The organism is uncultured Sphingomonas sp., from assembly GCF_946477935.1.
Classification (GTDB): Bacteria; Pseudomonadota; Alphaproteobacteria; order Sphingomonadales; family Sphingomonadaceae; genus Sphingomonas.
This window is the reverse complement of the sequence record NZ_CAMLAC010000287.1, coordinates 1-3,943: the sequence shown is the minus strand read 5'-3', so window position 1 is coordinate 3,943 and position 3,943 is coordinate 1. Positions and strand designations below refer to the sequence as shown.

Genomic DNA, 3,943 nt, shown 5'->3' with positions numbered 1-3,943 from the left:
CACCCTCCCCACGGCTATGCCGCGGGTCCCCTCCCTCTCCCCGGAGGGGAGAGGGCGTATAGGGGTCAACCTACCCCAACTCGGTTAAGTGGTTTGCGTCGTGCGCGGTTTGGGGTAGCGAGCGGATATGGCTTCCACGATCGCATGCGATGTCGCGATCGTCGGTGCGGGTCTGGCGGGTAGCCTGATCGCACTGGCGCTGAAAGGACGGCACCCGGACCTCGACGTCCGGCTGGTCGATGCGGGTGACAGCATCGGCGGCAATCACCTGTGGTCGTTCTTCGGCAGCGACGTGGAGCGGGGTGATCGCTGGATCGTGGAGCGTGCCGTCGCGCATGCATGGGGCCGCTATGACGTGGCGTTTCCGGCGCATGGGCGGACGATCGCGCAACCCTATTATTCGATCGAGAGCAGCCGGCTGGACCGGGTGGTGCGGGCCGCACTGCCCGAACAGGCGTTGCTGCTGGGGCGCAAGGCGCTAGGCGTGTCGGCCACCGCGGTGGTGCTGGCCGATGGCGACCGGATCGAGGCCAAGGGCGTGATCGACACGCGCGGCACGGGCGATCTGTCGACGCTGGATTGCGGTTGGCAGAAGTTCGTCGGGCGGGAGCTGGCGCTGGCAGCGCCGCACGGGCGCGAGCGGCCGGTGGTGATGGATGCGACGGTGAAGCAGGTGGACGGATACCGCTTCGTCTACGTCCTGCCCTTCGGGGCGGACCGCATCTTTGTCGAGGATACCTATTACTCCACCTCCGCCGACCTCAATCGCGGCGCGATCGTGCCGCGCCTGGAGCGTTATGCCGCGTCGATGGACTGGGATGTCACCGAGATCGTGCGCGAGGAAGCCGGCGTGCTGCCGGTGGTGATGGGCGGCAATTTCGAGGCCTATTGGCGATCGGGCGGGGCCAAGACACCCAAGGCGGGAATGCGTGCCGGCCTGTTCCATCCGACCACCGGCTATTCGCTGCCCGACACGATCCGCACCGCCAGCGCGATCGCGGCACGACGCGACTTTGCGGGCGCGGACCTGCACGACCTGACCCATGGGCTGGCGCGCGCCGCCTGGGACGCGCGCAAATTCTATCGCATGCTCGACACCATGCTGTTTCGGGCCGCCGAGCCCGAGGAACGCTACCGTGTGCTTGAGCGCTTCTACCGACTGGCGCCCGGCCTCATCGGGCGCTTCTATGCAGGACAATCGACCATGGCCGACAAGGCGCGCATCCTGACCGGCCGGCCGCCGGTGCCGATCGGCCGCGCGATCTCCGCACTCCGGGGGGCACGCGCATGAAGACCGCGATCGTCATCGGATCGGGTTTCGGCGGGCTGGCGCTGGCCATCCGCCTGCAATCGGCGGGCGTGCAGACCACGATCGTGGAGTCGCGCGACAAGCCGGGGGGCCGTGCCTATTACTGGGAGCGCGACGGCTTCACCTTCGATGCCGGGCCGACCGTGATCACCGATCCCAATTGCCTGCGCGAGCTGTGGTCGCTGACCGGGCGCGACATGAGCGACGACATCGTGCTCGATCCGGTCAATCCGTTCTACCGGCTGAACTGGGTGGACGGGACGAACTTCGACTATACCAACGACGACACGCTGCTGCGCTCCGAGATCGCCAAGCTGGAGCCGGACGACGTTGCCGGGTACCAGCGGTTCCTGGACTATGCGGCGGGGGTGTACCGCGAAGGCTATGAGAAGCTGGGCCATGTCGCCTTTCTCGACTTCGCGTCGATGGTGAAGGCGGCGCCGGCGCTGGCGAAATACCAGGCGTGGAACTCGGTCTACGCGATGGTCTCCAAATTCGTGAAGTCGGAGAAGCTGCGCGAGGCCTTGTCCTTCCACACGCTGCTGGTCGGCGGCAATCCGATGACGACGAGCGCGATCTATGCGCTCATCCACAAGCTGGAGCGCGACGGCGGCGTGTGGTTCGCGCGCGGCGGCACCAACCGGCTGGTGGCGGCCATGGTCACGCAGTTCGAGCGGATCGGCGGTGTCCTGCGGCTGGGCGATCCCGTCACCCGGATCGAGACGCTGGGCGACCGGGCGACCGGCGTGGTGACGAAGAGTGGCTGGTCGAGCCAGGCGGACGCGATCGCGTCCAACGCGGACATCATGCACAGCTACCGCGACCTGCTCGGCGACAATCGTTCGGCCAAGCGGACGACGGCACGGCTGGAGCGCAAGAAATATTCGCCGTCGCTGTTCGTGGTGCATTTCGGGATCAAGGGCACCTGGCCGGGTATCCCGCACCACATGATCCTGTTCGGGCCGCGCTATAAGGGCCTGTTGACCGACATCTACGATCACGGCGTGCTGGCGGAGGATTTCTCGCTCTACCTGCACCATCCGACCGTGACCGATCCGAGCCTTGCGCCCGAGGGGCATTCGACCTTCTACGCGCTGGCGCCGGTGCCGCACATGGGCAAGTTCCCGATGGACTGGGCCGAGGTCGGGCCGATCCTGGAAAAGCGCATCCTGGACGAAGTCGGCCGGCGGCTGATCCCCGATATCCATGAGCGGATCGTGACCAAATTCTCCTATGCGCCGAGCGACTTCGCGACCGACCTGAACGCGCATATGGGCTCCGCCTTCTCGCTGGAGCCGATCCTGACGCAGAGCGCCTATTTCCGCGTCCACAACCGCGACGATGCGATCCCGAACCTGTTCTTCGTCGGTGCGGGTACGCATCCGGGGGCGGGGATACCGGGCGTGGTCGGTTCCGCCAAGGCGACGGCGCGGCTGATGCTGGAGGATCGCTGAGGCGGTGTTCGGAAACGTGCTGAAGGCACGTTTCGCGGTGCCGGCCCTAGTCTAACCGATCCACATCCTCGTCATGGCCGGTGCCGGAGCTGAGAAACGCCAGCCCCATCAGCGCACCGGCCAGCATCACCGATCCGCCGACCCCGGCGATGACGCCCAGCATCGTCACGAGATGCAGCGGCCCGAAGGCATGGGCCAGCGCGACGATCGCCACCGCCACCGCGATGGCCGACGCCAGCGTCATCCACGCCATGATCTCGCGGAACCGGCCCCAGGCAAAGGCCGCCTGATCGGGGTCGCCGAGGCCGCGCGGATCAGCCACGCCGCGGTACCAGCCGGGCGGGCAGGCGCGACGCGATCCCTTGCGCCACCGCCAGCACCTCATGCCGGACGGGATGGCGGACAACAAAGATCGTCACGCCCCAGGCGATGCAGCCGAGCAGCGCACACAGCGCAAGCTGGCCGAACTGCATCGCTGCCGGCGCGACGAACCAGCGATACGCGGCGAGCAGCGGCGCCACCGTCGCGAGGGTGGCGCTCAGGCTCTGCGCATAGATGACGAGCATCGCCCGCCACCGAAATCCTGTCAGCGTCTGCATCAACCCGACATAGATGGCGAACCACGCAATGCCATAGCCCAATCGCGACACCGCGGCCCACTCAAGCCCCCACAGCGCGCCGAGCAGCAGCAGCCCGATCGAGGCGACCGTGTCCGCCACGTTGAGCAGCACCAGCCGGCGGATGCGGCCAAGCAGGATCGGCAGTTCGATATGCAGCGGCAGCGCGGTGAAGAAGACCTGCGCCAGCGATACCCAGAGCAGCAGCGGCGCGACCCCCGCCCAGCGAGGCCCGTACAGCATCAGCACGATCGGCGTCGCCGCCGCGCCGAGGAACGCCATCGCGGGCCAAGTCGCCGCGCTATAGGCCGCCACTACCCGCTGATAGGGGGCGCCGAGCGGCGCGCCCTCGTCGCGCAACCGTGCGAAGGCGGGGTAGAAGACGCCGTCCACCGCACCGCTGACCAGCATCTGCAACTGTGCGGCAAGGCTTACCGCGCGGCCGTACAGACCGACCGCGGTCAGCGTCAGTATCCGCCCGATGACGAGTTCAGGGCTGCGCGTGCCGACCGCCGAGCTGATGTAAAGGAGCGAGGCGTTCGATCCGAAGCGCAGGATCGGCC

The 3,943-nt window shown here is 67.4% G+C and carries 4 protein-coding genes; 2 read left to right on the top strand and 2 right to left on the bottom strand.

The window, feature by feature from the left end; translation table 11 throughout:
* Nucleotides 1-127: 127 nt before the first annotated feature.
* Nucleotides 128-1,291, top strand: coding sequence for a lycopene beta-cyclase CrtY (gene crtY / locus Q0U08_RS18515; protein WP_298093174.1), 1,164 nt, complete (start codon nucleotides 128-130; stop codon nucleotides 1,289-1,291).
* Nucleotides 1,288-2,763 carry a phytoene desaturase gene (locus Q0U08_RS18510; protein WP_298093172.1) on the top strand — a complete coding sequence of 492 codons (1,476 nt, stop codon included), beginning with the start codon at nucleotides 1,288-1,290 and terminating at the stop codon, nucleotides 2,761-2,763. Before crtY ends, Q0U08_RS18510 begins: the two co-directional genes overlap by 4 nt.
* Before the next feature lie 46 nt (nucleotides 2,764-2,809).
* On the opposite strand, the gene Q0U08_RS18505 is transcribed toward Q0U08_RS18510, so the two are convergent.
* Together Q0U08_RS18505 and Q0U08_RS18500 are read right to left on the bottom strand one after the other, a co-directional pair.
* Nucleotides 2,810-3,085: a hypothetical protein gene (locus Q0U08_RS18505; protein ID WP_298093170.1), complete on the bottom strand. Its 276-nt coding sequence runs from the start codon at nucleotides 3,083-3,085 to the stop codon at nucleotides 2,810-2,812.
* A partial coding sequence (locus Q0U08_RS18500) for an oligosaccharide flippase family protein (RefSeq protein ID WP_298093168.1) occupies nucleotides 3,078-3,943 on the bottom strand: 866 nt, incomplete at its 5' end. The genes Q0U08_RS18505 and Q0U08_RS18500, both read right to left, overlap by 8 nt.